The 26,300-nt window shown below is 70.5% G+C and carries 25 protein-coding genes; 14 read left to right on the top strand and 11 right to left on the bottom strand.

All coding sequences use genetic code 11. From position 1 onward, the window contains the following. Positions 1-45: 45 nt before the first annotated feature. The 6 genes from E0493_RS02430 (at position 46) to E0493_RS02405 (ending at position 6,691) form a co-directional block, all read left to right on the top strand. Positions 46-1,245: a diaminopropionate ammonia-lyase gene (locus E0493_RS02430; protein WP_160935330.1), complete on the top strand. Its 1,200-nt coding sequence runs from the start codon at positions 46-48 to the stop codon at positions 1,243-1,245. 68 nt (positions 1,246-1,313) lie between these two features. Continuing rightward, positions 1,314-2,654, top strand: coding sequence for an extracellular solute-binding protein (locus E0493_RS02425; RefSeq protein WP_160935329.1), 1,341 nt, complete (start codon positions 1,314-1,316; stop codon positions 2,652-2,654). 73 nt (positions 2,655-2,727) lie between these two features. After that, entirely contained in the window at positions 2,728-3,612 is an 885-nt protein-coding gene (locus tag E0493_RS02420) for an ABC transporter permease subunit (protein ID WP_160935328.1), read from the top strand. 14 nt (positions 3,613-3,626) lie between these two features. Continuing rightward, entirely contained in the window at positions 3,627-4,541 is a 915-nt protein-coding gene (locus E0493_RS02415) for an ABC transporter permease subunit (protein ID WP_160935327.1), read from the top strand. A 4-nt stretch (positions 4,542-4,545) separates the two neighbouring features. Further along, positions 4,546-5,667, top strand: coding sequence for an ABC transporter ATP-binding protein (locus E0493_RS02410; RefSeq protein WP_160935326.1), 1,122 nt, complete (start codon positions 4,546-4,548; stop codon positions 5,665-5,667). Positions 5,668-5,698: 31 nt separating this feature from the next. Then, entirely contained in the window at positions 5,699-6,691 is a 993-nt protein-coding gene (locus E0493_RS02405) for a Bug family tripartite tricarboxylate transporter substrate binding protein (protein ID WP_160935325.1), read from the top strand. 3 nt (positions 6,692-6,694) lie between these two features. On the opposite strand, the gene E0493_RS02400 is transcribed toward E0493_RS02405, so the two are convergent. After that, positions 6,695-7,924, bottom strand: coding sequence for an ABC transporter substrate-binding protein (locus tag E0493_RS02400; protein ID WP_160935324.1), 1,230 nt, complete (start codon positions 7,922-7,924; stop codon positions 6,695-6,697). 195 nt (positions 7,925-8,119) lie between these two features. Between E0493_RS02400 and E0493_RS02395 the strand changes: the two genes are divergently transcribed. From E0493_RS02395 to E0493_RS02385, 3 genes are read left to right on the top strand one after another with little or no spacing between them, the layout of a single operon-like run. Further along, a complete protein-coding gene (locus E0493_RS02395) occupies positions 8,120-9,136 on the top strand; it encodes an NAD(P)H-quinone oxidoreductase (protein WP_160935323.1) in 1,017 nt (338 codons plus the stop codon). Continuing rightward, positions 9,136-9,999, top strand: a complete 864-nt coding sequence (locus E0493_RS02390) for a DMT family transporter (protein WP_160935322.1) — start codon at positions 9,136-9,138, stop codon at positions 9,997-9,999. Before E0493_RS02395 ends, E0493_RS02390 begins: the two co-directional genes overlap by 1 nt. Before the next feature lie 12 nt (positions 10,000-10,011). After that, a complete protein-coding gene (locus E0493_RS02385; RefSeq protein ID WP_160935321.1) occupies positions 10,012-10,782 on the top strand; it encodes an alpha/beta fold hydrolase in 771 nt (256 codons plus the stop codon). Positions 10,783-10,905: 123 nt separating this feature from the next. On the opposite strand, the gene E0493_RS02380 is transcribed toward E0493_RS02385, so the two are convergent. The 4 genes from E0493_RS02380 to E0493_RS02365 all read right to left on the bottom strand — a co-directional run bounded on the left by E0493_RS02380 (position 10,906) and on the right by E0493_RS02365 (position 14,531). Beyond that, complete coding sequence (locus E0493_RS02380) at positions 10,906-11,580, bottom strand: DNA-3-methyladenine glycosylase family protein (protein WP_160935320.1); 675 nt, start codon at positions 11,578-11,580, stop codon at positions 10,906-10,908. After that, a complete protein-coding gene (locus E0493_RS02375) occupies positions 11,580-12,857 on the bottom strand; it encodes a TRAP transporter large permease (protein ID WP_160935319.1) in 1,278 nt (425 codons plus the stop codon). The genes E0493_RS02380 and E0493_RS02375 overlap by 1 nt, the downstream gene beginning before the upstream one ends. Then, entirely contained in the window at positions 12,854-13,432 is a 579-nt protein-coding gene (locus tag E0493_RS02370) for a TRAP transporter small permease (RefSeq protein WP_160935610.1), read from the bottom strand. Before E0493_RS02370 ends, E0493_RS02375 begins: the two co-directional genes overlap by 4 nt. A 121-nt stretch (positions 13,433-13,553) precedes the next feature. Then, positions 13,554-14,531 (bottom strand): TRAP transporter substrate-binding protein, encoded by a 978-nt coding sequence (locus E0493_RS02365; RefSeq protein ID WP_202396860.1) that lies wholly within the window; start codon positions 14,529-14,531, stop codon positions 13,554-13,556. Positions 14,532-14,671: 140 nt separating this feature from the next. Here E0493_RS02365 and E0493_RS02360 point away from each other — a divergent pair, with 140 nt between their 5' ends. Then, complete coding sequence (locus tag E0493_RS02360; protein WP_160935318.1) at positions 14,672-16,123, top strand: MFS transporter; 1,452 nt, start codon at positions 14,672-14,674, stop codon at positions 16,121-16,123. Between the two features lie 119 nt (positions 16,124-16,242). Next, complete coding sequence (locus E0493_RS02355; RefSeq protein ID WP_160935317.1) at positions 16,243-17,463, top strand: MFS transporter; 1,221 nt, start codon at positions 16,243-16,245, stop codon at positions 17,461-17,463. A gap of 134 nt (positions 17,464-17,597) precedes the next feature. Here E0493_RS02355 and E0493_RS02350 read toward each other — a convergent pair whose 3' ends face one another. Next, complete coding sequence (locus E0493_RS02350) at positions 17,598-17,774, bottom strand: hypothetical protein (protein WP_160935316.1); 177 nt, start codon at positions 17,772-17,774, stop codon at positions 17,598-17,600. A gap of 97 nt (positions 17,775-17,871) precedes the next feature. Here E0493_RS02350 and E0493_RS02345 point away from each other — a divergent pair, with 97 nt between their 5' ends. Next, on the top strand, positions 17,872-18,261 hold the full coding sequence (locus tag E0493_RS02345) for a GFA family protein (RefSeq protein ID WP_160935315.1): 390 nt from the start codon (positions 17,872-17,874) through the stop codon (positions 18,259-18,261). A 200-nt stretch (positions 18,262-18,461) separates the two neighbouring features. Here E0493_RS02345 and E0493_RS02340 read toward each other — a convergent pair whose 3' ends face one another. Beyond that, the gene (locus tag E0493_RS02340; RefSeq protein WP_367614443.1) at positions 18,462-18,791 is read right to left on the bottom strand and encodes a YnfA family protein; all 330 of its coding nucleotides are present in this window, start codon (positions 18,789-18,791) and stop codon (positions 18,462-18,464) included. A 6-nt stretch (positions 18,792-18,797) separates the two neighbouring features. Next, positions 18,798-20,231: an aldehyde dehydrogenase family protein gene (locus tag E0493_RS02335; RefSeq protein ID WP_160935314.1), complete on the bottom strand. Its 1,434-nt coding sequence runs from the start codon at positions 20,229-20,231 to the stop codon at positions 18,798-18,800. Between the two features lie 131 nt (positions 20,232-20,362). Here E0493_RS02335 and E0493_RS02330 point away from each other — a divergent pair, with 131 nt between their 5' ends. Next, complete coding sequence (locus E0493_RS02330; protein ID WP_160935313.1) at positions 20,363-21,151, top strand: enoyl-CoA hydratase-related protein; 789 nt, start codon at positions 20,363-20,365, stop codon at positions 21,149-21,151. Between the two features lie 18 nt (positions 21,152-21,169). On the opposite strand, the gene E0493_RS02325 is transcribed toward E0493_RS02330, so the two are convergent. Next, positions 21,170-22,582 carry an L-lactate permease gene (locus E0493_RS02325; RefSeq protein ID WP_160935312.1) on the bottom strand — a complete coding sequence of 471 codons (1,413 nt, stop codon included), beginning with the start codon at positions 22,580-22,582 and terminating at the stop codon, positions 21,170-21,172. Positions 22,583-22,760: 178 nt separating this feature from the next. Here E0493_RS02325 and E0493_RS02320 point away from each other — a divergent pair, with 178 nt between their 5' ends. Further along, positions 22,761-23,936 (top strand): iron-containing alcohol dehydrogenase, encoded by a 1,176-nt coding sequence (locus tag E0493_RS02320; protein WP_160935311.1) that lies wholly within the window; start codon positions 22,761-22,763, stop codon positions 23,934-23,936. Here the strand turns inward: E0493_RS02320 and E0493_RS02315 are convergent. Together E0493_RS02315 and secF are read right to left on the bottom strand one after the other, a co-directional pair. Next, positions 23,918-25,084 (bottom strand): EAL domain-containing protein, encoded by a 1,167-nt coding sequence (locus E0493_RS02315; protein ID WP_160935310.1) that lies wholly within the window; start codon positions 25,082-25,084, stop codon positions 23,918-23,920. The two genes, E0493_RS02320 and E0493_RS02315, sit on opposite strands and share 19 nt — an antisense overlap. Before the next feature lie 239 nt (positions 25,085-25,323). Beyond that, positions 25,324-26,289 carry a protein translocase subunit SecF gene (gene secF, locus E0493_RS02310; RefSeq protein ID WP_202396883.1) on the bottom strand — a complete coding sequence of 322 codons (966 nt, stop codon included), beginning with the start codon at positions 26,287-26,289 and terminating at the stop codon, positions 25,324-25,326. Positions 26,290-26,300: the final 11 nt, after the last annotated feature.

Raw genomic sequence — 26,300 nt, 5'->3', positions numbered from 1 at the left:
TTCCGCCAGATTGCCGCGCGCCGCGCGCCGGGCCAAGCTGCGGGGATGATCCCGCACCGTCCCTCCCGCCTTTTCACCAATCCGCACCACGGCACGCCCGGCGTGGTGGTGCTTTCCGAGAGCGGGTACCGCCGCGCCGCCGCCGAGATCGCCGCCTGGCCCGGCTATGCCGTCACGCCCTTGCACCCGCTGCCGGAAATTGCGGCAGCCTGCGGCATCGCGGCGCTCCACTACAAGGACGAGGGCAGCCGCTTCGGCCTCGGCAGCTTCAAGGCGCTGGGTGGCGCCTATGCCGTGGCGCGGCTGCTGGTGGCCGAACTGGCGAAACGGGGCGTGGCCCACGCGGCGCGTGTCAGCGAGATCCTTGAAGGCCGTTATGCCGAGGCGACACGCGCCATCACCGTCACCTGCGCCACGGATGGCAACCACGGCCGCTCGGTGGCCTGGGGCGCGCAGCGCTTCGGGGCGCGCTGCGTCATCTTCGTGCATGAGGGCGTGAGCCAGGGGCGGCGGGATGCCATCGCCGCCTATGGCGCCGAGATCCGCGTGGTGCCGGGCAACTATGACGACGCGGTGCGCGAGGCCGCTGGCGCGGCGGAACGGGAAGGCTGGTTCGTCGTCTCCGACACCTCCTATCCCGGCTACACCGAGGTGCCGCGCGACGTCATGCAGGGCTATCGGCTGATGGCCGAGGAAGCCCTCGCCGCGCTGCCGGCGCCGCCGACGCATGTCTTCATCCAGGGTGGGGTGGGCGGCGTCGCCGCGGCGGTCTCGACGCAGTTGCGCAGCCGCTTCGGCACCGCGGCGCGCCTGATCGTGGTGGAGCCGGAGCAGGCGGCGTGCCTGCTGGCCAGCGCCGAGGCAGGGCAGGCGGTGGCCGTGACGGGCGAGCTGGACACGCTGATGGCGGGCCTCGCCTGTGGCGAGCCGAGCTTGCTCGCGTGGCAGGAGCTGGAGCGCAGCGCCTTCGCCTTCATGTCGGTGAGCGACAGCACGGCGGTGGACGTGATGCGCCTCCTGGCCGCGCGCAGCCCCGCCATCGTGGCCGGGGAGAGCGCCGTGGCCGGGCTTGCGGGCCTGTTGCTGGCGGCGGACGATCCGGCGGCGCGCGGCGCGCTCGGCCTGGATGCGGGCAGCCGGGTGCTGGTCTTCGGCACCGAGGGCGCGACCGATCCGGCGCTCTACGGCCACCTCGTCGGCGCGTCGTCTCCGGACGGTCATGCGAGCGTCAAGCCGGTGTCATGAGGCGCCGTTAATCCCCCGCTCGACAGGGCCGGCCTCGCCGTGCCCGCTCGGGAAGATCGGGGGATCGCATGAAGTTTCGTCTGACGGCGCTGGCGGCCGGCCTCGCGCTCACGCTCGGCGCGCCGGATGCCCGGGCGCAGCAGCGCCAGAACTTCACCTTCTGGTACGGCCTCACCGGCCAGCTGAGCGACGTGGTGCAGGAGGTCTGCAAACGCTTCAACAACAGCCAGGATAGGTATCAGATCACCTGCACCAGCCAGGGCGACTATGCCAAGGCGCTGCAGAACACCATCGCCGCCTTCCGCGCCGGCGAGCAGCCCACCGTCGTGCAGGTCTATGACATCGGCACCGCCGACCTGATGCTCTCCGGGCAGTACCTGCCGGCGCGCGAGCTGATGTCCGAGCAGAGCCACGAGGTGGACTGGAGCAACTACATCGCGCCGATCGCCGCCTATTACGCGAACTCGAAGGGCGAGATGCTCTCCTTCCCCTTCAACTCCTCGACGGCGGTGATGTACTGGCACCGCGGCGAGGGCCGGAAAGTCGGCTTCGAGAACCCGCCCGCCACCTGGGAGGAGCTGCACAAGGCGCTGGTGGCGCTCAAGCAGGCCGGCAGCCAGTGCCCGATGTCCATGGACTTCGACAGCTGGGCGCTGTTCGAGCAGTTCACCGCCGCGCACAACATTCCCGTCGCCAGCAAGGACAACGGTTATGGCGGGCTGGACGCGGAATACGTCTTCGACAGCCAGCCGCTGGTGAAGCAGCACCTCAACAACCTGCTGAACTGGTACCAGGACGGCCTGGTGAAGGTGCGCACGGCCGAGAGCGGCCAGAACGTCATCGCCTCCTTCGCCAGCGGCGACTGCGCCGTGACCTTCGGCTCCATCGCCAGCCACCAGACGGTACGCCTGACCGCGAAGGAAGGCCTCGACTGGACCCCGGCGCTGCTGCCGGTCTATGCCGGGCACGAGCGCTACAACACCCGCGTCGGCGGCGCCTCGCTCTGGGCGCTGAAGGGCCGCCCGCAGGCGGAGTACAAGGGCGCGGCGGCCTTCTTCGCCTTCCTGGCCACGCCGGAGAGCGAGGAATTCTGGTCCACCAGGACCGGCTACGTTCCCGTCACCCGCGCCGGCTATGAGCGGATGAAGGACGAGGGCTTCTTCGAGCGCCCAGAGAATGTCGGCCGCGAGGTCGCCATGCAGAGCCTGCTGCTGCGCGAGCCGACACCGCTGACCAAGGGCCTGCGCCTCGGCAACCTGACGCAGTTCCGCGCGGCTTACGCCAACGAGATGCAGGCCGCCTTCGCCGGGCAAAAGACCATGGACCAGGCGCTGGCCTCGCTGCAGGAGCAGGGCAACCAGCTGCTGCGCCGCTTCCAGCAGACCTATCGCAGCAAGACGCTGCCCTGATCATGGCCTGAGCCTTCCCTTCGCGCACCCTCCGGTGCGCGCGGGTTTTCCCGTTCGCCGCACGAGGTCGCCTTTGGAACGCCGCGCCACCTTCCGCTCGCCGCTGCTGCCCTGGCTGCTGGTGCTGCCGCAGCTGCTGATCATCTTCGTCTTCTTCTACTGGCCGACCGGCGAGGCGTTCCACTGGGCCTTCACGCTGGAGCAGCCCTGGGGCGGCGGGCGGCAATGGGTCGGCTGGCAGAACTTCCAGGAGATCTTCTCCAGTTCCGCCTACTGGTCGTCGGTCCGGGTCAGCCTGTTCTATGCCTTCGGCACCTCGGCGGTGGCCATCTTCATCGCCCTGCTGCTGGCGCTGTTCATCGACCGCGAGGTGCGCGGCAGCCGCGGCTGGGGCGTGGCGCTGATCTGGCCCTATGCCATCGCCGCGCCGGCCATCGGCATGATCTTCCGCTTCGTCTTCGATCCCCGCGCCGGCGTATTCAGCGCGCTGAACGCCCTCTGGCCCGGCGCCTGGAACCCGGCGCTGAACGGCGCCCACGCCATGCTGATGCTCATCCTGGCCGGCGCCTGGCAGCTCGTGGCCTACAACTTCGTCTTTTTCCTCGCCGGGCTGCAATCCATCCCGCGTTCGCTCACGGAGGCGGCGGCGATGGACGGCGCCGGCCCGATGCGGCGCATGCGCGACCTCCAGGTGCCGCTGCTGGCGCCCACCTTCTTCTTCCTCGTGGTCATCAACCTGACGGACAGCTTCACCAACAGCTTCGGCCTGGTGGACATCATGACCGCCGGCGGCCCGGCCCGCGCGACGGAGATCATGGTCTACAAGATCTACGCCGACGGCTTCAAAGGCCTCGACTATTCCGGCGCCGCCGCCCAGAGCATCGTGCTGATGGGCCTCGTCATCCTGCTCACCGTCATCCAGTTCCGCTTCGTCGAGCGGAAGATGCATTACCGCTGAGGGGAGGGAGCGCCATGGTCGAACGCCGTCCCTGGCTCGACATCTTCACCCATGCGCTGCTGCTGCTCTCGGCGGTGGCGCTGCTGGTGCCGGTCTGGCTCGCCTTCGTCGCCGCCACAAAGGATGTGGTGGGCGTGAACAGCGTGCCGATCCATTGGCTGCCCGGTCCGCGCCTCACCGAGAACGTGGCGGAAGCCTGGCGGCGCGGCGGCTTCGCCTCGCGCTTCACCACCAGCCTGATCGTCGCGGTGGGCGTCACGCTGGGCAAGATCGTGCTGGCCATGCTGGCCGCCTTCGCCATCGTCTTCTTCAGCTGGCGCGCGCGGGTGCTGGTGTTCTGGGCCATCTTCATCACGCTGATGCTGCCGCTGGAGGTGCGCATCGTGCCGACCTACGCGGTGGCGGCCAACGCGCTCGCCCCCTTCCAGGCGATCCTGGACGCCGCCGGCCTCACCGGATTGATCGAGGCGGTCAGCGGCATCCACGTCGCGCTGCAATGGCGCCTGCTGAACTCCTATCCCGGCCTGATCCTGCCGCTGATCGCCACAGCCACCGGCACCTTCCTCTACCGCCAGTTCTTCCTGACCATTCCGGAGGAGCTGGTGGAGGCCGCCAAGATGGACGGCGCCGGCGCGCTGCGCTTCCTGTGGGACGTGCTCGTGCCGCTCTCCCGCACAACCATGGCGGCGCTGGCCACCATCATGTTCGTCTATGCCTGGAACCAGTATCTCTGGCCGCTGCTGGTCACCACCGAGCCCGAGCGCAGCACGGTGATGGTGGAGCTGTCGCGCATGGTGCCGCGCGGCGACGGGCTGCCGGAATGGAACATCGTCATGGCCGGCGCGCTGCTGGCCATGCTGCCGCCGCTCGCCGTCGTGGTGCTGATGCAACGCTGGTTCGTGCGCGGCCTCGTTCAGACGGAGAAGTAACGCCATGGCCGCCATCGAACTCACCGGCGTCAGCAAGACCTACGGCACCAACATGGCGGTGCGCGAGGTGGACCTCGCCCTGCCGGAGGGCGCCTTCGTGGTCATCCTCGGTCCCTCGGGCTGCGGCAAGTCCACGCTGCTGCGCATGGTCGCCGGGCTGGAGGCGATCAACGCCGGCGAGCTGCGCATCGGCGGCGCGCGGATGAACGAGCGCGAGCCGAAGGACCGCGGCTGCGCCATGGTGTTCCAGAACTACGCGCTCTACCCGCATATGAGCGTGGCGGAGAACATCGGCTATCCGCTGAAGGTGGCGGGGCTGAGCCGCGCCGAGCGGAAGGCGCGCGTCGCCGAGGTGGCCGGCGCTCTGGAGCTGGCCCCGCTGCTTGACCGCCGCCCCGGCCAACTCTCGGGCGGCCAGCGGCAGCGCGTCGCCATCGGCCGCGCCATGGTGCGCCACCCCAAGGTCTTCCTCTTCGACGAGCCACTTTCCAACCTCGACGCCAAGCTGCGCGTGCAGATGCGGCTCGAGCTGCGGCGCCTGCACGAGCGGCTCGGCGCCACCTCCGTGCTGGTTACGCACGACCAGCAGGAGGCGATGACCCTGGCCGACCATCTTGTGGTGATGAACGCCGGCCGCATCGAGCAGCAGGGCACCCCGCGCGAAGTCTATGCGCGCCCAGCGAGCCTCTTCGTGGCAGGCTTCCTCGGCGCCCCGGCCATGAACCTGTTGCCCGCCGAAGTGCTGGCGAGCGGCGACACGGTCCGCCTCATCGACGGCACGCTGCTGCGCCTGCCCGAGCCAGTGGAGCGCCGCGGCGCCGTGATGCTGGGCATCCGGCCGGAGCACGTCGCGGCGGGCGGCCTGGCGGCCAAGGTGGAGATGGTGGAGGATCTTGGCGCCTCGGCGCTGGTGCATGCGCGCCTCGCGGGATTGGCACCCCTGGCCTTCCACAGTCCGGCCGAGGCGCCGCCCCTGCGCGGCGCGGAAGTTGGCCTTGACCTGCCGCCATCGCGCCTGCACCTGTTCGACCCGGCTGGCGGTGCGCGCCTGCCTCTCGGCGTCGGCCAGATCCGCCAGCGGGCGAGGGCGGAAGGTGGACTTTCCGTAACCTCGGCGAGCCTCTAAATGGTGCCCCGAACCTCTTCGGGGACCTGACATGACGCGACTTCATCGCCGCCACCTCCTGGCGCTCGGCGCCACCCTGGCGGCGCCAGCCCTTCTGCCGGCTGCCGCCCGCGCCCAGGCCAACTGGCCGGACCAGCCGATCCGCCTGGTGGTGCCCTTCTCCGCCGGCGGCCCCACCGACATCCCGGCGCGGCTGATCGCCGACGAGCTGTCCAAGGCGCTGCCGCAGCGCGTCATCGTGGAGAACCGGACCGGCGCGGGCACGGTGGTGGGCGCCGATGCCGTCGCCAAGGCGCCCAAGGATGGCCACACCTTCCTCTACACGACCATCGCCCAGGCGGCGATCCGCGCCATCTATCCGAACCTGCCCTTCGATCCGGTGAAGGACTTCACGCCGGTCGCGCTCACCGGCGTCATTCCGATGCTGCTGATGGTCAACAAGGATGTGCCGGTCAAGAACCTGCAGGAGCTGATCGCGCTCATTAAAAAGAACCCGGGCGAGTACGACTATGCCAGCACCGGCAGCGGCGCGGCGCTGCACCTGGCCACCGAGCTGTTCCTGAAGCAGGCGGGGGGGCTGAAGGTGAACCACGTGCCCTATCGCGGTTCCGCCGCCGCCATGCCGGACCTTCTGAACGGCACCGTGACGATGATGCTGGACGTCGCCAACAGCGCGCTGCCCTTCGTGCAGAAGGGCGAGGTCAAGGGCTTGGCGATCTCCTCCGACAAGCGCCTGCCGCAAGTGCCCGAGATCCCGACCTTCGGCGAGGCGGGGGTGCCGGGCTATGAGGCTTATACCTGGCACATGGTGCTGGCCCCGGCCGGAACGCCGGACGCCATCGTCCAGCGCATGAACCAGGAGATCAACAAGGTCATGGCCAGGGACGAGGTTCAGAAGAAGCTCGCCGACCTGACCATGACGCCACGCAGCGACAGCACGCCGGCCAGCACGAAGCAGTGGCTGGCCGACGAGATGGCCAAGTGGGAGCCGATCATCAAGGAAGCCGGCATCAAGGTGGACTGAGGCTCAGCCGAGTTCCGGCCGTGGCGCGCCCGCCGCGGCCGGCTCGGGAAAGACCGGCACCAGCCGCCCGCCCTGCCATTGCGCGAGCACCGGCAGGGCGCGCAGGTTCTGGCCGGCTTCGTCGAATCCGGCGCCCCAGCCCAGCGGCGCCTCGCGCGCGTCCAGCACGGTGGCCAGCACCGCGGCGCGGATGCGTTCCTTGTCCGGCGAGCCGGCGCGGTGCAGCGCCTCCAGGAACAGGCGGGCACCCGCGAAGTTCGCCAGGCTGTGGCCCGACCGCGGGTCGTGCCCGTATTTGCCGCGATAAGCCTCGGCGAGCTGGCCTGCCTCCTCGCCAGCGCGGCCTGCGGCCAGATAGGGCGGGAAGCCGGCCGTCATCACGCCCTCGACCTGCGGGCCCAAAGCCTGGGCGGTATCCGTCAGGCTGTACCCGGCGCCGGCGCCGAGCACCATGCGCGGCCGCCAGCCGATCTCGCGCATGGCACGGAACAGCAGCAGGACGTCCGCCTGCTGGCCGGCATGCAGCACGAGCTGCGTTTCCGCCGCCCGGAGGCGCGGCACCAGCGCCTGGATGTCCTGGCCGCCCGAGGCATAGCCGAAGCGGCCGAGCAGCCGCGCGCTATCCTTCAGCATTGCCTCCTGCGCCATTCCCACGCTTTGCCCGTAGAGCGTGTTCTCATGCAAGATGGCGACCTGCATCGCCGCCGGTGCGTGCCGCCACAGCGTGGGCAGCAACCCGAGTGCGGCGCGCAGCGTCAGCGCCGCATAGTCGGCGCTGCGCGGGCAACTGCGGAACAGATAGCGGAAGCCGCGCGCGGTGATCGTGTCGGCGATCGCGCCCAGCTCGAAGTAAGGGACCCCTTCCAGCTCGGCCACCTGCGTGGCGGCGAAGGAGACGGAGGAGGCACAACTGCCGAACAGCGCGGCGACCCGTTCCGGTCCCGCCAGGAGGCGGCGTGCCGCCTCGCCGGCCTGGGTGGCATCGCTGGCTTCCGCCTTGACCAGGCGCAGGGGGCGGCCGAACACGCCGCCCGCCGCATTGCGCGCCTCCACGGCGAGCTCCAGGCCGCGAAAGCTCTCGTCGCCGTGCAGCGCCAGAGGGCCGGCCGCCGGGAAGATGGCGCCAATCCGCAACTCCGGCGCGCCGGCCGCGCGCGTCTGGGCCGCCGCCGGCCGCGCGGTGAGCGCAAGCGCGGCCTGGCCGAGCAGTGTTCGGCGGCTGGTGCGGACCATGGCGGACTCCGGCGGGCAACGCGGCAGAGGGATGCCGGATGGTCCACCCAAGCAAGGCATTGCGCAACCGTGCTCCTTCCCGGGCGTGACAAATTCGGCGCAACTTGCCGGCAGGTTTTGCCATGCCTTGACGGCGGACGACGCGCCGCCGACCTTGCGGCACCTTGGGCCGCGACTGCCGCGAAGGAGGAAGCCATGACTGAACTGCCGAGCGCGATGACCTACATCGACCACGGCGCGGGAGGCGGGCCGGATGTTCTCGTTCCCGCCACCGGCCCGCTGCCCGCGCCAAGGCCGGACGAGGTGCTGATCCGCGTGCTTGCCGCCGGCGTCAACCGGCCGGATGTGCAGCAGCGGATGGGGCTTTACCCGCCGCCGCCGGGCGCCAGCCCGATCGCCGGCCTGGAAGTGGCGGGCGAGGTGGTCGCCGCCGGAGCGGATGTGCGCCGCTACAAGGCCGGCGACCGCGTCTGCGCGCTGGCCAATGGCGGTGGCTATGCCGAATACTGCACGGCGCCCGAGGCACAGGCGCTGCCCTGGCCTGCCGGCTTCGACGCGGTGCGCGCGGCGGCCCTGCCGGAGACCTATTTCACCGTCTGGGCCAACCTGTTCGGCCATGGCCGGCTGAAGGCGGGCGATACCGTGCTGATCCATGGCGGCACATCGGGCATCGGGGTCACCGCCATCCAGCTCGCCAAGGCCTTCGGCGCGAAGGTGCTGACCACCGCCGGCAGCGCCGAGAAATGCGAGGCCTGCCGCAGGCTCGGCGCCGACGTCGCGATCAACTACCGCGACGAGGATTTCGTCGAGGCGGTGAAGCAGCACACCGGCGGCAACGGCGTGGACGTGCTTCTGGACATGGTCGGCGCCGCCTACTTCCAGCGCAACCTCCGCTGCATGGCGAAGGATGGCCGGCTGGTGATCATCGCCTTCCTGCAGGGCCATGAGGCGGAAAAGGTGGACCTGCGGCCGATCATGCTGAAGCGCCTGACCGTGACCGGCAGCACCATGCGCCCGCGCACCACGGCCGAGAAGGGCGCGATCGCCGCCGAGCTGGAAGCGAAGGTCTGGCCGCTGCTCGCGCGCGGCGAGTGCGGCCCGGTGATCCATACCACCTTCCCGCTGCGCGAGGTGGCCGCGGCACACCGCCTGATGGAGAGCAGCACGCATATCGGCAAGATCATGCTGACCGTCGCCGAACCGGCGGCCTGATGCTGCGCCTCGCCGACCTGCGCCTGCTGCTGATCGCCGTCACGCTGTTCGGTGGCGCCTGGCCGATCACCAAGGCCGCGCTGCCCTACGCCACGCCGCTCTGGTTCGCCGTCTCGCGCACGCTGCTCGGGGCGCTGGTGGCGGCGGCCGTGCTGGCGGCGACGGGCCGGCTCGCCTGGCCGGCGCGGCAGGACTGGCCGGCGATGCTTGGCGTCGGGCTGCTGCAACTCGGCGGGTTCTTCGCGCTGACGCACCTGGCGGTGGCGCTGGTGCCGGCGGGGCGTACGGCGGTGCTGGCCAACGTCACCATCTACTGGCTGGTGCCGATGTCGGTGCTGGTGCTGCGGGAGCGCGTCTCCCCGCTGCGCTGGCTGGCGGCGGCGCTGGGGCTGGCGGGGGTGGCCGCGCTGGCCGGACCTTGGGCGGTGGACTGGCGCGAACCGGGCATGCTGCTCGGCCACGCCATGCTGGTGCTGGCGGCGCTGCTGTGGTCCTGTGCCATCATCATCACGCGCTGCTTTCCGCCCAGCCGCACCATGCTGGACGTCCTTCCCTGGTGCTTCCTGCTGGGCGGCGTGGTGCTGGTGCCGATGGCATTGCTGCTGGAGCCGCACGGCGGCATCGGGCGCGGTGCCTGGCCGCATATGCTGGTGATCGGGGGCATCGTCGCGCCGCTCGGCACCTGGGCGGTGATCGAAGCGGGGCGGCGCCTGCCGGGGGCGGTTTCCTCGGTCGGCTTCCTGCTGGCGCCGGCCATCGGGCTGGTCGTCTCCACTCTCTGGCTCGGCGAGCCCTTGGGCTGGGACGTGCTGATCGGCGGTGGCCTGATTGTCGCCAGCGTGCTGGTGGCGACGCGCGGCTAAGGAGAGGCGGGCATGCGGCTGCGGGCGATCGAAGCGGGAGAGGGGCCAAAGCCCCCGCTGGTGCTGCTGCACGGCCTTTTCGGCCAGGCTCAGAACTTCGCCACGGTGCAGAAGGCGCTGGCCGCCGCCCGGCGTGTGGTCGCGCTGGACCTGCGCAACCACGGGCAGTCGCCGCACGGCCCGGCGATGGACTATCCGGCCATGGCCGCTGACGTCGCGGAAACGCTCGCGGGACTTGGGGTCGGCTCCGCCGTGGTGCTGGGCCATTCGATGGGCGGCAAGGTGGCCATGACCCTGGCGCTGGCCGAGCCGGCCCTGGTGGAGCGGCTGGTCGTGGCGGACATCGCGCCGGTGGACTATCCGCCGGCCTTTCGTGCCTACGCCGCGGCGATGCGTGCCATGCCACTGTCCCCGAGCCTGACCCGGCGCACCGCGGATGCGGCGCTGGCCGCGGCGGTCCCCGATCCCGGCGTGCGTGGCTTCCTGCTGCAGAACCTGCGGCTCGATAGCGATCCGCCGGCATGGCGCATCGGCCTTGATGAAATCGCCGAGGCGCTGCCAGCCATCGAAGCCGCGCCGCCGCTGCGTGAGGGGGTGCAGTACGGCGGGCCCACCCTGGTGCTGTCGGGCGAGAATTCCGATTACATCCGCGCCGAGCACCGTCCGCTGTTCCGCCGCCTTTTCCCGGCGGCGCGCTTCGCCACGGTGAAAGGCGCGGGGCACTGGGTCCATGCGGAACGGCCGGAGGGCTTCCTGGCGGCGGTGGCGGCTTTCCTGGGGTAAGGGCAGGAGGCCTTCAAGGCTAGAGCTGACCCCGTTCCGACTGCATCATCGGGACGGGTGAAGATGCTTGTCAAAACAAACGGCTAAAGCATTTCCCGTGAGCCAGTGCGAACGGAAAATGCTCTAGAGTGCCACCGGTGCCTTGAAGCGGCCTTCCTTGGCCAGGTCCGCCGCGCGCCAGAGATACCAGGCGGCCGCAGAACGATAGGGTGCCCAGGGCAGCCCGATCTCCGCCAGCTCCTTGGGCTTCGGCTGGGTGTCGCGTCCGGCGGCGAGGCGGTAGCCCTCACGCACGCCGAAATCGTCCACCGGCAGCACGTCGGGGCGGCCCAGCGTGAAGATCAGCAGCATCTCCACCGTCCAGCGGCCGACGCCGCGCAGCGCCACTAGGCGCTGGATCAGCTCCTCGTCCGGCAGGCGGGCGGCGGCGTGGCGGCTGGGCACCAACCCGCCGACCGACTTGTGGGCGATGTCCAGAATAGCCGCGCATTTCGCGCCCGAGAAGCCGCAGCCGCGCAGCGCCTCCTCCGGCAGGGCCAGGATGCCGGCCGGGGGTGGGAAGTCGTGCCCTGGGAACAGCGCCAGCAGGCGCCCCAGCATGGCCTCGGCGGCGCGGCCATGCACCTGCTGGTGGGCGATGGCGCGCACCAGCGCCTCATAGGGCTCGCGCTTCGCCGGCTTCAGCGTGATGGCGCCGACCTGGCGGACCACCGGGCCGAGCACCGGGTCGGCGGCGAGATGCGCGCGCGCCGCGCGGGGGGAGAGCCCGCGCGCGGCGGGGCGGGAGGGCGCCAGCATCAGCGGAAGACGAGCGCCGGCAGTGCCAGCGTCAGGCCGGGAAGGTAGGTGATGAGCATGAGGCAGACGAGCACCACGGCAATGAAGACGGCAAGGTAGCGCATCATCGATTCGATGCCGCAGCCGGCCACCTGGGCGGCGGCGAAGAGGTTCACGCCGAAGGGCGGCGTGATCATGCCGAGCGCCAGGTTCACCACCATGATGGTGCCGAAATGCACCCCGTCGATGCCGACCCGCTGCGCCGCGTCCGCCAGGATCGGCGCCAGCACGATGATGCTGGCGCTGGTTTCGACGAACATGCCGACAATGAACAGGAAGATGTTCGCCCCGAGCAGGAACATCACCGGCCCCTGGAAGGTCTGCACCATCCAGGCCGCCGCCGCATCCGGCACGCCCTGCCGGTTCAGCAGGTAGGAGAACAGCGCCGCGCAGGCGATGATGAACATGATGACCGAGGAGGACACCACCGACTTGCGGAAGATCGGGTAGAGGTCCCGCAGGCCGATTTCCCGGTGCAGCAGCATGCCGACAATGATGGCGTAGAACACCGCGATGACGCTGGCCTCGGTCGGCGTGGTGACGCCGCCATAGATGCCGCCCAGCACGATCACGGGCATCAGCAGCGCGAAGCCCGCCTGCTTCAGCGCGGCGAGGAAGGGCAGGCGGCCGTCGCCGTCCTGCTTGCCCCAGCCCTTGATGCGGCACCAGACCAGCACCGTCGCCACCAGCGCGGCGGCCACCAGCGCGCCCGGCACGAAGCCGGCGATGAATAGCTCGGGGATCGAGACCTGCGTGGTCACGCCGTAGAGGATCATCGGGATGGAGGGCGGAATGATCACGCCGAGCTCGGCCGAGGTGGCCTGCAGCGCCGCCGCGAAGCCGACGGGGTAGCCGTGCTTCACCAGCGCCGGGATCATGATGGTGCCGATGGCGAAGGTGGTGGCCACCGAGGAGCCGCTGATCGCCGCGAAGATCATGCAGGTGACGATGCAGGTGGCCGGCAGCCCGCCCTGCACCCCGCCGACGATGGACTTGGCGAACTCGACGAGCCGGCGCGAGATGCCGCCGACATCCATCAGGTTGCCGGCCAGGATGAAGAAGGGGATGGCGGCCAGCGGGAACTTGTCGAGTGCCACGAAGATCTGCTGCGCCGCCACGATCATCGGGAAGCGCGTCCAGCCCTCGATGCCGATGATGGCGGCGAGGCCGATGGCGACGGCCACCGGAACGGCTGCGGCGAAGCCGATCAGCATCACCATGAGCATGGCGCCGGTCATATCGCGACCTCCAGCTCCGCCGAGCGGCGGTCGAGGAAATGCGCGAAGGCGCCGAGCATGGCGAACAGCGCGCCGATCGGGATGGCGGCGTAGCCCCAGGACATGGAGACCTCCAACCCCGCCATCTCCTGGAACTTCACGCGCTGCGCCATGCCCCAGCCGAACCAGAACAGCACGCCCATCAGGGAGAGGCTGGTGGCCAGGGAGGCCGCCTCCAGCGCCCGCTGGATGGCGCCGGCGCTGTAGCGGTGCGCCACGTCGATGGAGACCAGCGCCCCCATCCGCAGCGCCACGGCGAGTCCGAGCAGCGCCATCCAGATCAGCGCCGTGCGCACGAGCGCCTCGCTCCAGACGGCCGGCGTCTCGGTGGCGAAGCGCGAGAACACCTGCCAGAGGCCGGCGACGGCGGCGACGGCCAGCGCGAGGCAGGCGAGGGCGGCGGCGAGGCCGGTCAGTGCGCGGTCGGCCGCCAGCACGGCGCGCCGCAGCGGCGCGGCGCGTGCGGCGATCCAGAGCGCCACCAGCGTGGCGAGCAGGCTGGCCGCGGCGATGGTCGCCAGCGGCACGAAGTTCACGCTCAAGGGCGCCATCCGGCGCCCCCGGTCACGGGGAGGAAGCGCAAGGCAGGGTCACTCCTGCGGGGATGGCGTTCGGCCGGGCCCCGGCGCGGTGGCCGCGCCGGGAGAAGCGGGTGGATTACTGCGCCGGCTTCCAGTCGCGCAGGCGGCGCAGGGTGTTGGCGTCCAGGTCCTTCTCATACTGCGCGAAGGCCGGCGCCAGCGCCTTCTGGAACTCCTCGGTGTTGACCTTGGTGGTGACGTCCATGCCGCGGCGGCGCAGCTCGGCCACGCCGTTCTGCTCGTCGGCCGTGACCTTGGCGCGGTTGGCGTCGCGCGCGGCCGTCGCGGCCTGCACGAACATCGCCTTGTCGGCGTCCGAGAGCCGGCCCCACAGCGCCGGGGAGCCGATCAGCAGCGCCGGCGAGTACACGTGGCCGGTCAGCGTCAGGAACTTCTGCACCTGGTCGATATTGTTGGCGACGATGACGGGAATCGGATTCTCCTGCCCGTCCACCGTGCCCTGCTGCAGGGCGGGGATCAGCTCGGAGAAGGCCATCGGCGTCGGCAGCGCGCCGAGGGTGGAGAAGGCGCGCATGTGCACCTGGTTCTCCATCGTGCGCACCTTGAGGCCCTTCACGTCGGCCGGGTTGTGCACCTCGTGGCGGCTGTTGGTCAGGTGGCGGAAGCCGTTTTCCATCCAGATGACGCCGATCAGGCCCTTGGAGGGGAACTTCGCCAGGATGTCCTGCCCGACCTTGGAATCGAGCGCGCCGCGTGCATGCGCGTAGTCGCGGAACAGGAAGGGCACGTCCACCGCGCGCACCTCCGGCACGAAGTTGCCGACCGGGCCGGTGGAGGTGATGGTGAAGTCCAGCGTGCCGATCTGCACGCTCTCGATCATCTCACGCTCGTTATCGTTGCGCTGGATGGTGACGTGATACTTGCCGTTGGAGAGCTTCTCCAGCGTCTCCTTGAACGCCATCGCCCCCGCGCCGTAGTGGCTGTTCGCCGTCGGCAGCGGGTGCTGGATGGTGATCTCGGTCTGGGCTCGGGCGGCGAGCCCGGGCGCGGCGGCCAGGATTGCGGCCAGCACCGTGCGGCGCAGCATCTGCATGGTCAGTCTTCCCCCCTTGGCGCCGGAATGGCCGGCGCCCCGTTGCATCCTTCTTAAGGGAGCGGCCTGCGGCTTTGCAACATGGGCAACACCTGGGCCAGACTGGCGTTCACCGGGAGCAGGGCAGGGGGGAGAACGGGATGCGGCAAGGGCAGCAGGCGGCGGCACAGGTTTTCGAGACCAGCGTTCCCGCCCGCATGGACCGGCTGCCCTGGGACCGCTTCCACTGGCTGATCATCGCCGCACTCGGCATCACCTGGACGCTGGACGGGCTGGAGGTCACGCTGGTCGGGTCGCTGGCCGGCGCCATCCATGAAAGCCCGAGCCTGGCGCTCTCCGAAACGCAGGTCGGCCTCTCCGCGTCGGCCTACCTGATCGGCGCGGTGCTCGGCGCCCTGTTCTTCGGCTGGCTCACCGACCGGGTGGGGCGCCGCAAGATTTTCTTTGTCACCGTCATCGTCTACATGATCTCCAGCGTCGCCACCGGCTTCTCCTGGGACTTCTGGTCCTTCGCCTTCTTCCGCGCGCTGACCGGCGCTGGCATCGGCGGGGAATACGCGGCGGTGAACTCGGCGATCCAGGAGATGATCCCGGCCCGCCGGCGCGGCACGGTGGATCTGGCCGTGAACGGCACCTTCTGGGCCGGCGCCGCCATCGGCGCGCTCTCCGCGCTGGTGGTGCTGGACCCTGCGATCATCGATCCCGAGATCGGCTGGCGTGCCGCCTTTGTCGTCGGTGGTGCGCTCGCCTTCGTCATCATGCTGTTGCGCAGTTGGGTGCCGGAAAGCCCGCGCTGGCTGATGACGCATGGCAAGCCCGGCGAGGCCGATCACGTGGTCTCGCAGATCGAGGCGCAGGTGGAGGCCCGCCAGGGTCCCCTGCCGCCGCTGGAATACGGCCCCGTCCGGCTGAGCCGGCGGGGCAAGGCGACGATGCGGGAGGTGCTGCACGTCATGCTGCACCGCCAGCGCCGGCGCACCGTGCTCGGCGTCACGCTGATGGCCTGCCAGGCCTTCTGCTACAACGCCATCTTTTTCACCTATGCGCTGATCCTGACCACCTTCCAGGGCGTGCCGGCGAACGAGGTGGGCTGGTACATCCTGCCCTTCGCGCTCGGCAACCTCCTCGGCCCGCTGCTGCTCGGCCCCTTTTTCGACAGCATCGGCCGGCGGACCATGATCACCGCGACCTACGCCATCTCGGGCATCCTGATGGCGCTGTCCGGCCTTGCCTTCCAGCAGGGCTGGCTGAACGCCTGGGAGCAGACGCTGGCCTGGACGGTGATCTTCTTCTTCGCCTCCCCCGCCGCTTCCGCGGCCTACCTGACGGTGGGGGAGAGCTTTCCGCTGGAGATGCGCGCCATCGCCATCGCCATTTTCTACGCCTTCGGCACGGGGATCGGCGGCGTTGCCGGTCCGGCCTTGTTCGGCTGGCTGATCGAAGGCGGCGAACGGACCGACATCACGCTCGGCTTCCTGCTGGCCGCCGCGCTGATGGTGCTGGCCGCCTTCGCCGAATGGAAGCTGGGCTTCGCCGCGGAAGGGCGCTCGCTGGAGTCGGTCGCCGCGCCGCTCTCCACGCACGAGGGATGATCCAGGGCGCTGGGCACCGCCCATGCCCGGGCAGGGCAGCAGCCCTGATGAGCCGCTGGCGAGACGCCGAGGGGAAGATGGGCCATGCTGCGCCGCGATAGCCTTCGCCGGACCCCGCCATGAACTCAGCTCCCGCCTCCGAGGCAACGCCCTACATCCAGCGTGGCACCGCCGCCTTTCGCCGCACCAACCTGGCTTTTGTTTGCGCCGGCTTCGCGACCTTCGCGCTGCTCTACTGCGCGCAGCCGCTGCTGCCGGCCTTCTCGGCCGCCTTCCGGGTCAGCCCCGCCGCGAGCAGCCTCGCGCTCTCCGTACCCACCGCCGTGATGGCTTTCTGCATGCTGGTGGCGAGTGCGGTTTCGGAGGCCCTGGGGCGCAAGCCGGTGATGATCGCCTCCGTGGTCGTCTCTGCGCTGCTCACGGTGGCGGCCGCCTTCGCGCCGGGCTGGGAGAGCTTTCTGGTGCTGCGTGCGCTGTTCGGGGTGGCGCTCAGCGGGCTGCCGGCGGTGGCGATGGCCTTCATCTCGGAGGAGGTGGAGCCGCAGTCCAGCGGCTTCGCCATGGGCCTCTACATCAGCGGCACCGCGCTGGGCGGCCTCAGCGGGCGCATCCTCGCCGGCCTGCTGCTCGACTTCGGCGGCTGGAACTGGGCGGTCGGCGGCATCGGAGCGCTGGGCGTGGCGGCGGCATTGGTGTTCTGGCAAAGCCTGCCGGATTCACGTCACTTCCGCCCGCGCCCACTCTCCTGGAGCGGGCTGGCGACAAACTTCGCCGTGCACCTGCGCGATGGCGGCCTGCGCTGGCTTTTCCTGGAAGGCTTCCTCTTCATGGGAAGCTTCGTCACGATCTACAACTATGTCGGCTTCCGCCTGCTCGCGCCCCCGTTCTCACTGGCGCACAGCACGGTGGCGATGGTCTTCGGGGTGTATCTGGTCGGTATCGGCAGCTCGACCTTCATCGGCGGGCTGGCGGACCGCTTCGGCCGCCGCCGGATGCTCTGGGCCACCGTGCTGATCATGCTCGCCGGTCTGGCGCTGACCTTGCCGGCCTCGCTGCCGCTGATCATCCTCGGCATGGCGCTGCTCACCTTCGGCTTCTTCGGCTGCCACTCCCTCGCCAGCTCATGGGTCGGCCGGCGGGCGCTGACGGCGAAGGCGCAGGCGTCCTCGCTCTATCTCTTCGCCTACTACATGGGGGCGAGCGTGATGGGGGTCCTTGGCGGCCTGGCCTGGGCTTCCGGGCGGTGGGCCGGCGTCGGGGCGCTGGTCGGGGGCTGCCTGCTGCTGGCCTTCCTGGTCGCCGTGCTGTTCCTGGCGCGCCTTCCCCCGGTCAAGCAGTGACGAAGGAAGCTCGGCGGCAGGGAACCGCGCGGGCGCTGATCTTCTGACGACCTCGCGGCATGCTCCTCAATCAAGACGGCAGAAACTGAAGGAAAAAAGGAGGTCTGGGGGAATTCATTCCCCCAGCCTTGCCTTCACTCGTAGCCGCCGGTCTTGCGGCGCTCCTCGGCCGCGTCCTTCTGGGCCTCCTGGTCCACCGGCTTGCTGCCTTCCTGAGGCCGCGGCGTCTCGGGATTGGGCGGGGTGCCCATCTCCTGATGGACCTTCTCGGTACCGGTGCGGTCGGCGTTCGGGTTCTTGTCCTCGGCCATCCGTGCTCTCCTGTTTCTGCTCGCCTGGAGGAAACGGGCCGCGCGGCGCCGGGTTCCATGCCAGGCTGATGCCGCCATGCAGAGAGGAGCCGGGACCATGCTGACGGGAGGATGCGCCTGCGGCCGCGTGCGCTACGAGGCCGAGGGCAAGCCGTTCAACGCAACGATCTGCCATTGCGGGGACTGCCGGCGCAGCAGCGGCGCGCCGCTGGTCGCCTGGTTCAGCGTGCCGGCCGCGGGGTTGCGCTTCACCGCCGGCACGCCGCGCCACTTCGCCTCCAGTGCCCGGGCGGAGCGCGGCTTCTGCCCGGACTGCGGAACCAGCTTGACATACCAGTCCCGGGACATGCCGGAAGAGATCGACATCGCCACCGCCAGCCTGGACGATCCGGAGAAGGTGCCGCCGCAGGACCACACCTGGGTGCGGAGCCAGCTTTCCTGGATTCGGCTCGCCGATGACCTGCCGCGGCACGTGAAGGTGCGCTAGGGCCCTGACCTCGCAGCCCTTCGCACTTAGAAATCAGGACACCAGGCTTTGTTTTCAGCGGCCTGCTGGTCCGCGGCCTTCGTGGGTAGACCGACGAACTTCGCGGGCCGGACACTCGCCCTTGATTTCAGCGGCCTGCTCGCCCGCGGCCTTCGTGGAAAATCCCACCAAATTCGCGGGCCGGATACGAGCGGCCATCATCATCCGCTGCGCGGCGCCAGCAGGATGATGCCGGCGCCGAGCAGGCAGACCGCGCCGCCGAGCAAGTCCCAGCGGTCGGGGCGCAAGCCCTCTACCGCCCAGAGCCAGCCCAGCGACGCCGCGATATAGACCCCGCCATAGGCGGCGAAGGCGCGGCCGGCGGCGCTGCTTTCCACCAGGGTCAGCAGCGCCGCGAAGGCGGCGAGGGAGGCGAGGCCGGGCAGCGCCAGCCAGGCCGGCTTGCCCAGCCGCAGCCAGGCCCAGAAGGCGAAGCAGCCGCCGATCTCCGCCAGGGCGGCAGCGAGGTAGACCAGCGCCGTCCGCCCCACGGAACCTCAGCCGTGCCTGATGGCGATGGTCTTGAGCGAGGCGAAGCCAGCCAGCGCCGCGAAGCCCTTCTCGCGGCCATGGCCGCTGCGCTTCACGCCGCCGAAGGGCAGCTCCACGCCGCCGCCGGCGCCGTAGTTGTTGATGAAGACCTGCCCGACCTTGATGCCGCGCGAGAGGCGCATGGCGCGGCCCACATCGGCGGTCCAGACGCCGGCCACCAGGCCGAACTGCGTGCCGTTGGCGATGGCGAGCGCCTCCGCCTCGTCGGTGAAGCGGATGGCGGTGAGCACGGGGCCGAACACCTCCTCCTGCGCGAGCCGGTGGTCGGGCGCGACGTCGGCCAGCAGCGTGGGCTTCACGTAGAAGCCGCTCTCCGGCGCGTTGGAGGCGATGCGGCCCTCGCCGGCGAAGCGCAGCCCGTCCTTGCGCGCGAAGTCGAGGAAGCCGTTCACCCGCTTCTGCTGCTCGGCGTTCACCACCGGGCCAAGGTCGAGGTCGCGCTCCGCCGGCCCGGCCTCCAGCTTGCCGAAGCGGGCGGCGAGGTCGGCCACGAAGCGATCGAAGACCGGCGCCTGCACCAGCACGCGGCTGCCCGCCGAGCAGGTCTGGCCGGCGTTCTGGATGATGCCGTTCATCACCGTGGTGGCGGCGGCGTCGAGGTCGGCGTCCTGGAAGACGAGCTGCGGGCTCTTGCCGCCCAGCTCCAGCGTGACGGGAATGGTGTGCTTCGCCGCCGCCGTCTGCACCAGCGTGCCCACCTCCGGGCTGCCGGTGAAGGAGACATGCGCGATGCCCGGATGCGCCGTCAGCGCCGCGCCGGCTTCCTCGCCGAGCCCGGTGACGACGTTCCACACGCCTTCGGGGAAGCCCGCCTCGGCGGCCAGTTCCGCCAGCATCAGCGAGGAAAGGGAGGCGTCCTCCGCCGGCTTCAGCACGCAGGCATTGCCCATCGCCAGCGCCGCGCCGACCGAGCGGCCGACGATCTGCATCGGGTAGTTCCAGGGCACGATATGGCCGGTGACGCCATGCGGCTCCCACACCGTCATCACCGTCATGCCGTCGGCATAGGGGATGGTGTCGCCGTGCATCTTGTCGGCGCTGCCGCCGTAGAACTCGAAGTAGCGGGCGCAGGCGAGGGCGTCGGCGCGGGCCTGGCGGATCGGCTTGCCGACGTCCCGGCTTTCCGCCTGGGCCAGCGCCTCGGCGTCGCGCTGCACCAGTGTCGCCAGCTTGCCCAGCAGGCGGCCGCGCTCGGTGGCCGACATGCGGCCCCAGGCGCCACCCAGCGCCGCCTCGGCCGCCCGCACGGCGGCATCGATCTCGGCCGCGCCGCCGCGGGCGATGCGGGCGATGGTGCCGCCATCGGAGGGGTTGATGACGGGCAGATGCCGCTCGGCGGCGACGGACCTGCCGCCGATCCAGTGGCCATGGGTCTGCATGGAGCTTCCTCGGTTTGACGCGCTGGCGCTCGTACTAGGACGGATCGCGCGCCGGATGAAGGGCATGGCGTCGCCCGGACGGGCGCTTCGTGCCAGGATGGCCCCGCAAGCAAACAGGGGAAGGAAACCGCATGTCCGACCAGCCCGTCCTGCTCGACATCGACAGCCGCGGCATCGCCACGGTCATGCTCAACCGGCCGCAGCGCGGCAACGCCTACAACGGCGCGCTGCTGGCCGCCCTCATTGAGGGGCTGGACCGGCTGCGCGGCGATGCCGGCCTGCGCGCCCTGGTGATCCGTGGTGCCGGCAAGCACTTCCAGGCCGGCGCCGACATCGACTGGCTGGCCCAGGCCGCCGGCGCCGCCCCCGAGCAGGCCTACCGCGCCTCCATGGCCACCACCGAGGCCATGGCCAAGCTGAACGAGTTCCCCCACCCGACCTTTGCGGTGGTCCAGGGGGCCTGCTTCGGCGGTGGTTGCGGCGTGGTCTGCTGCGTGGACGTGGCGCTCGCCACCCCGGCGGCAATCTTCGGCCTGACCGAGGTGCGGGTAGGCGTGGCGCCGACGCCGATCTCCACGCACATGGTGCATGCCATGGGGCTGCGGCAGGCGCGCCGCTACGCCATCACCGGCGAGCGCTTCGGCGCCGAGGAGGCGCTGCGCATCGGCCTGGTGCACGAGGTGCTGGTGCCGGAGGCCATCGAGGCGCGGCTGGAGGCGATCCTGGCGGAGACCATGCTCTCGGCGCCCGGCGCCATCGCCGTCACCAAGCGCTCGCTGCTGGAGGCGAACGGGCTGGCGATGACGCCGCGCGAGATGGCGCAACTGGCGAACGAATCCTGGATGCAGCGCGCCTCGGCCGAGGGCAAGGAGGGGCTCGCCGCCTTCCGGGACAAGCGGCGCCCTGGCTGGGCAGGCTGAGGCGTCCTGCGGCGGCCTTCAGGCCATGAAAAAGGCCACCGCCGCCCAGCCGCAAAGCATCACCGCCAGCATGGAGGGTGCCAGCAGCCGCCAGAGTTGCGCCGGGCGGGTGCCATCCGCCAGCAGCCCGGCGATCATCGCGGTGACGCCGAAGCTCATGCCCGCGCCGGCCGCCCCGGCGAAGTTGTGCAGGCCGGCAGCGTTGACGAGCGGCAGCCCGGCGGTGTGCCCCAGCGTCGCCTGCACGGGCATGAGCGCGGCGTTGGAGCCGACATTGCTGCCCGTCACCATGCCGGAGAGGAGGCCAAGCGGCGGCAGCGCATAGGCCGCAAACGGGCCGAGCGCGCCGGCGGCGGCGGTGGCCAGGCCGCTGGCGATTCCCGATCCCGCCAGCCACCGCCCAAGCAGGACGTAGAGCAGCATGGCCAGCACCGGGCGGCGCGCTCGCGAGAGCGCCGTCCCCGCGGCGACAAGCGCGCTTCGCGGGCGGAGCGCCAGCAGCAGCGTGGCGACGCTCCACAGAACCACCGCGACGTGGTTCAGCGGCAGGCCGGGCAGGTCCGACCAGGGATGCAGCGCCGGCGCGCCGTGCCAGGAGCGTGCCAGCAGCAGCGCCAGCGTCAGCCCTGCCCAAGGGGCGAGCGCGAGCATGGCATGGCGCCAGCCCTGCGCGCCGCGTGGCGGGTCCAGCCGCCAGAGCACCGCCAGCAAGGGCAGCCCGGCCGCCAGGATACCCGCCACCTCGTAGGGCAGGGCGAGATTGGCGGCCAGCAGCAGCACCACCACGGAGGCCATCAGGCCGAGCTGCGCCAGCTTCTCCCGGCCCGGCACCGTCATGCCCGCCGCTGAGGCCACGTGCCACCCCACCGCCACCAGGCAGAGCAGCCAGCCGGCTTGCGGCCAGGCGGTCGCCAGTGCCACGCCCTGCGGGGGCAGGCTGACCAGCGCCGCGCCCAGGGCGGTGCCCGGCCCAAGCCCGCCCCAGGGAACCAGCACGAGGGCGAGCAGCGCCAGTGCTCCCGCCGGCGGGCCGGAAAGTCCCATCCGGCGGAGTTGCGCCAGGGCGAAGACGGCGCCCACCGCGAAGCCTGTCACGCTTTCCACGAAGGCGCCGCCCAGCAGCGTTGCGGCGAAGACCCGCCGTGCCGTCGCCGGCTGGGCCGGCAGGCCGGTGGGTGCCAGCCTTACCACGGCGGCATGGAACAACAGCCCGCCCGCCAACACGCTGATGGGCTGAATGGCGAGAAAGGCGCCGCGAAGACTTTCCCGGGCCAGGAAGCCGAGCGGCTCGACACCCGTGGGCAGGGTAAGCGAGACCGCCGGCAGGCTCGCCGCCAGGGCGGCAAGGCAGGCGGCGACAGGCCCGGCGCGCCCGGAAATCAGCAGGACGAGCAGCAGCAGAAGCGGCGCGGATTGCAGCAGCAGGAGCATGGTATCCGCATCCTCCTCCAGCGGCCGCGTTCACGCCAGGGCACTCCGCATCGGGGAGCGGGCGGAGTTTTCCTGGCCATGCCGCCGCCCCGCCCTTTCACGCCCGGTCCGGACGGTGCAGCCTGAGGCGCGCACCAGGAAGCAACTGGAGGGCCATTGGCCCCGGAGGAGACGACGCATGATCCTGTCCCTTGTCGCGCCACGCAAACTGCTGATCGGCGGTGGCGCGGTGCAGCAACTTCCCCATCTGCTGCGTGAGTTCGGCCTCACCCACCCGCTCGTTGTCACCGATCCCTGGATCGTCTCGTCCGGCATGATCGACCGCGTGCTGGCGCCGCTCGCCGAGGCCGGCATCGCTGCCAAGACCTTCTCCGACACCGTGGCGGATCCGACGGACACGGTGGTCGCCGCCGGCGTGGCGTTGCTCCGCCAGGAGCATTTCGACTGCCTGATCGGCTTCGGCGGCGGCAGCCCGATGGACACGGCCAAGGCCATGGCGATCCTCGCCGCCGCAGGGCCGGGCCAGGCGATGCGCGACTTCAAGGTGCCCGCCAGTGCCGATCGGGGCGCGATGCCGGTGATCTGCATTCCCACCACCGGCGGCACCGGCAGCGAGGCCACCCGCTTCACCGTCATCACCGACACGGCGAACGACGAGAAGATGCTGATCGCCGGCCTCGGCGCGCTGCCGCTGGCGGCGGTGGTGGACTACGAGCTGACGTTCAGCGTGCCGCCGCGCATCACCGCCGACACCGGCATCGACAGCCTGACCCATGCCCTGGAGGCCTTTGTCTCGCGACGCGCCTCGCCGCTCTCCGACATCTATGCCCGCGCCGCAATGCCGCTGATCGCGCGCAACCTCCGCAAAGCCTTCGCCGAGCCGCGCGACGCGGAGGCACGGTCCGGCATGATGCAGGGCGCCACCCTCGCCGGGCTGGCCTTTTCCAACAGCTCGGTGGCGCTGGTGCATGGCATGAGCCGGCCGATCGGCGCGCATTTCCACGTGCCGCACGGGCTTTCCAACGCCATGCTCTTGCCGGCGGTGACCGCCTTCGGGCTGGAGGCGGGCCGCGCCCGCTATGCTGAGGCGGCGCGCATCATGGGTTTCGCCGAGGAAGCGACGCCCGACGCCGTCGCGGCTGGGCAGCTGCTGGCGGAACTGCGGGCGCTGAATGCCGAGCTCGGGGTGCCGAGCCCGCAGCGATTCGGCATTGGCGAGGCGGAGTGGGAGGCGGCGCTGCCGACCATGGCGGCGCAGGCGCTTGCTTCGGGCAGCCCGGCCAACAATCCGCGCGTGCCGGATGCGGCCGAGATCGCCGCGCTCTATCGCGAAGCCTATTCCCTCTCGCGCTGACGATGCAGCCCGCCGCGCCAGGCCATGCCCCAGGCGGACAGCGCAGCGGCGGGCAGCGGCCGGCTGACGGCGTAGCCCTGGGCGTTGTCCACCCCCGCGGCGGCGACCGCGCGCCAGAGCAGCGCGTTGGAGATGCCTTCCGCGGTCACGCTCATCCGCCGCGAATGGGCAAGCTCGGTCAGGCGCTCGACCTCGGTGCGCGCCCGGCGCCGGTGCGGCATCGCAGCCACCAGATGCCGGTCCAGCTTGATGCCGGCGAAGGGAAGCTCCAGCAGCGCGGCGCGGTCCTCTTCCAGGCCCATGTCGTCGATCAGCACCGGCAGGCCCGCGCGCTGCAGCCGCCACAGGGCGCGCCGCAGCGCGGGCCGGTCGCGCACCGGCGTGGTTTCCGTCAGCTCCAGCGTGAGGGCACTGAGGGGGAAGTTCGCGTGGCGCATGAGGCGGCGCATCCACCCCAGCACGTCCCGCTCCAGCAGCACCGCAAGCGGAAGGTTGAGGCTCAGAGCCGCACCAATGCGGGCGGGCGCCGCCGAGAGCTCGGAGAACGCCGCCGCCGAGACCGCCATGGCCAGCGCCTGCGCCTGGCCGCTCCGCTCCGCCAGCGGCACGAAATGGTCCGGGCCGACCGGCGCATCATTCCGCCGGTGCCAGCGCGCCAGGCCCTCCAGCAGCACCGGGCGGCGGTCGGCGATGCTGACCACCGGCTGATAGCGGACGGTGATCTCGCCGCGCGCCAGCCCGATCGCGAGTTCCTCGGGGCCGGCTTCAGGGCCGCGCGGATGCAGACCCGCAGCCTTGCGCAGGGCGGCGGTCAGAGCCTCGGGGAGGGAGGAGCCGCCAAGCCGGCGAAGAAAGCCGTCGTCGCCCTGGCCGACCACAACAATGCCGGCCGGGCCGAAGGGATCATTGGCCGTGGCCCGCAAGGCTGGCCAGATCTCCCCGGCCGCGGAGGGTTCGCAGACCAGTTGCCGGGCCGTCTCGCCCGTGCTGAAGAGGTGGCGCAGTGCTTCCAGGCCGGAGCCGACCAGGCGAGGAGGGCCGCTGGGCAGACGCGCGGCAGCGAGCCGTGCGGCCTCGATGATGGCGGGATCGTGCGCCAGCACCAGAAGTGCCGCGTTTCGGTCACCAGGGATGGGTCGGAACTGCAAAGCCATTCATCTCCCCCCTCGCAGGGAAGTTGCGATGCAGTGTCTAGGCGGCCAGTCCGCTCTTTGTAAAGAAAAAATATCAGTTTTGAGACCAATGGGGTGAGAAAACAACCCTTGGTTTAATTTAACACACGCAGAGCGATGGGGATAGGCGATCAAATCGCCGAGAGGTTTATAATCTCCCCCGGCCCGGCTGCCAATGCGCCAGGAACCGGGGGAGGTGTGGCCCAGGGCGGCGGTCAGGGGCTCGGGCGGGCGGGCTGTGCCGGCGCCGCCATCGCTTCGGTACCGCGCCGCAGGCGGTTCTCTCCCAGAAAGAGCAGCAGCGGCGCCGCCATGAAGATGGAGGACCAGGTGGAGGCGACGATGCCGAAAATCATGGTCCAGGCGAAGCCGGACAAGGCGTCGCCCCCGAAGATGGCCAGCGGCAGCGCCGAGAGCAGCAGCGTCATGGAGGTGCCGATGGTGCGGTTCAGCGTCTCGTTGATCGACTTGTCGATCAGCTGGCGCAGCGGCATCGTCTTGTACTTGCGCAGGTTCTCGCGCATCCGGTCATAGACCACGACCTTGTCGTTCACCGAGAAGCCGATGATGGTCAGCACCGCCGCCACCGTCGTGAGGCTGAACTCGATGCGCGTCACCGCCAGGAAGCCGACCACCTTGGTGGTCTCCAGGATCAGGGTGATGATCGCGCCGAAGGCGAACTGCCATTCGAAGCGGAACCAGATATAGGCCATCATCGCCAGCATGGAGATGCCGAGGGCGAGCAGGCTGCCGGCGAAGAGCTCGTCGCTGACGCGGTTGCCGACCGCCTCGGTGCGCAGCAGGCGGGCGCCGGGCGCCACCTGCTCCAGCGTGGCCCGCACCTTGTTGACGGCCGTCTGGGTGGCGCCTTCCTCGCCCTGCACGGGCAGGCGCAGCAGCACCGTGGAGGCGTCGCCGAACTGCTGGATGCCGACCTCGCCGAGTTCGAGCGCGCTGACCGCGCCACGCAGCGAGGCGAGGTCCGCCGGGCCGGGGGTGCGGACCTCCATCAGGATGCCGCCGCGGAAGTCGATGCCCTTTTCCAGCCCGGGGTAGAAGGCCAGCATGACCGAAAGCAGCGAGATCAGGGCGGAGAAGGTCACGCCCAGGATGCGGCCGCGCATGAAGGGGATGTTGGTGTTGTCCGGCACCAGCCGGAACAGGGGGCGCGTCAGGAACATCATCGTGCGTT

This window comes from Teichococcus coralli, from assembly GCF_009829925.1.
Classification (GTDB): domain Bacteria; phylum Pseudomonadota; class Alphaproteobacteria; order Acetobacterales; family Acetobacteraceae; genus Pseudoroseomonas; species Pseudoroseomonas coralli.
Note: the sequence above shows the minus strand (reverse complement) of the source record. Positions and strands in the feature narration are given on the sequence as shown.

What these genes read in the sequence shown, in the direction of transcription:
- E0493_RS02365 (WP_202396860.1), bottom strand. Translation starts at nt 14,531, where the DNA reads ATGCAGATGCTGCGCCGCACGGTGCTGGCCGCAATCCTGGCCGCCGCG.
- E0493_RS02410 (WP_160935326.1), top strand. Translation starts at nt 4,546, where the DNA reads ATGGCCGCCATCGAACTCACCGGCGTCAGCAAGACCTACGGCACCAAC.
- E0493_RS02350 (WP_160935316.1), bottom strand. Translation starts at nt 17,774, where the DNA reads ATGGCCGAGGACAAGAACCCGAACGCCGACCGCACCGGTACCGAGAAG.
- E0493_RS02400 (WP_160935324.1), bottom strand. Translation starts at nt 7,924, where the DNA reads ATGGTCCGCACCAGCCGCCGAACACTGCTCGGCCAGGCCGCGCTTGCG.
- E0493_RS02335 (WP_160935314.1), bottom strand. Translation starts at nt 20,231, where the DNA reads ATGCAGACCCATGGCCACTGGATCGGCGGCAGGTCCGTCGCCGCCGAG.
- E0493_RS02430 (WP_160935330.1), top strand. Translation starts at nt 46, where the DNA reads ATGATCCCGCACCGTCCCTCCCGCCTTTTCACCAATCCGCACCACGGC.
- E0493_RS02355 (WP_160935317.1), top strand. Translation starts at nt 16,243, where the DNA reads ATGAACTCAGCTCCCGCCTCCGAGGCAACGCCCTACATCCAGCGTGGC.
- E0493_RS02405 (WP_160935325.1), top strand. Translation starts at nt 5,699, where the DNA reads ATGACGCGACTTCATCGCCGCCACCTCCTGGCGCTCGGCGCCACCCTG.
- E0493_RS02390 (WP_160935322.1), top strand. Translation starts at nt 9,136, where the DNA reads ATGCTGCGCCTCGCCGACCTGCGCCTGCTGCTGATCGCCGTCACGCTG.
- E0493_RS02415 (WP_160935327.1), top strand. Translation starts at nt 3,627, where the DNA reads ATGGTCGAACGCCGTCCCTGGCTCGACATCTTCACCCATGCGCTGCTG.
- E0493_RS02320 (WP_160935311.1), top strand. Translation starts at nt 22,761, where the DNA reads ATGATCCTGTCCCTTGTCGCGCCACGCAAACTGCTGATCGGCGGTGGC.
- E0493_RS02330 (WP_160935313.1), top strand. Translation starts at nt 20,363, where the DNA reads ATGTCCGACCAGCCCGTCCTGCTCGACATCGACAGCCGCGGCATCGCC.
- E0493_RS02345 (WP_160935315.1), top strand. Translation starts at nt 17,872, where the DNA reads ATGCTGACGGGAGGATGCGCCTGCGGCCGCGTGCGCTACGAGGCCGAG.
- E0493_RS02395 (WP_160935323.1), top strand. Translation starts at nt 8,120, where the DNA reads ATGACTGAACTGCCGAGCGCGATGACCTACATCGACCACGGCGCGGGA.
- E0493_RS02385 (WP_160935321.1), top strand. Translation starts at nt 10,012, where the DNA reads ATGCGGCTGCGGGCGATCGAAGCGGGAGAGGGGCCAAAGCCCCCGCTG.
- E0493_RS02360 (WP_160935318.1), top strand. Translation starts at nt 14,672, where the DNA reads ATGCGGCAAGGGCAGCAGGCGGCGGCACAGGTTTTCGAGACCAGCGTT.
- E0493_RS02425 (WP_160935329.1), top strand. Translation starts at nt 1,314, where the DNA reads ATGAAGTTTCGTCTGACGGCGCTGGCGGCCGGCCTCGCGCTCACGCTC.
- E0493_RS02375 (WP_160935319.1), bottom strand. Translation starts at nt 12,857, where the DNA reads ATGACCGGCGCCATGCTCATGGTGATGCTGATCGGCTTCGCCGCAGCC.
- E0493_RS02325 (WP_160935312.1), bottom strand. Translation starts at nt 22,582, where the DNA reads ATGCTCCTGCTGCTGCAATCCGCGCCGCTTCTGCTGCTGCTCGTCCTG.
- E0493_RS02380 (WP_160935320.1), bottom strand. Translation starts at nt 11,580, where the DNA reads ATGCTGGCGCCCTCCCGCCCCGCCGCGCGCGGGCTCTCCCCCCGCGCG.
- secF (WP_202396883.1), bottom strand. Translation starts at nt 26,289, where the DNA reads ATGTTCCTGACGCGCCCCCTGTTCCGGCTGGTGCCGGACAACACCAAC.